Genomic DNA, 286 nt, shown 5'->3' with positions numbered 1-286 from the left:
GCCCCGGAGCCTTCGGGCAAAGGGGAGTGGTGGAGCCGACGAACCAGACTTGCAGTAGGTGAGTGATGGGGTGACGCAGGAAGGTAGTCCATCCCGGGCGGTGGTTGTCCCGGGGTAAGGGTGTAGGACGTCAGGTAGGTAAATCCGCCTGACAATAGTCTGAGACCTGATGCCGAGCCGATTGTGGTGAAGTGGATGATCCTATGCTGTCGAGAAAAGCCTCTAGCGAGTTTCATGGCGGCCCGTACCCTAAACCGACTCAGGTGGTCAGGTAGAGAATACCGAG

Annotated in this window: 1 rRNA gene; it reads left to right on the top strand. The window is 58.0% G+C overall.

The annotated features are described in order from the left end of the window. Positions 1-286, top strand: a 23S ribosomal RNA gene (locus tag RM704_RS45900); the annotation flags it as partial.

The sequence above is a fragment of the Streptomyces gottesmaniae genome (genome assembly GCF_031845845.1).
Classification (GTDB): domain Bacteria; phylum Actinomycetota; class Actinomycetes; order Streptomycetales; family Streptomycetaceae; genus Streptomyces; species Streptomyces akebiae.
This window is presented reverse-complemented; position numbering and strand designations above follow the sequence as displayed.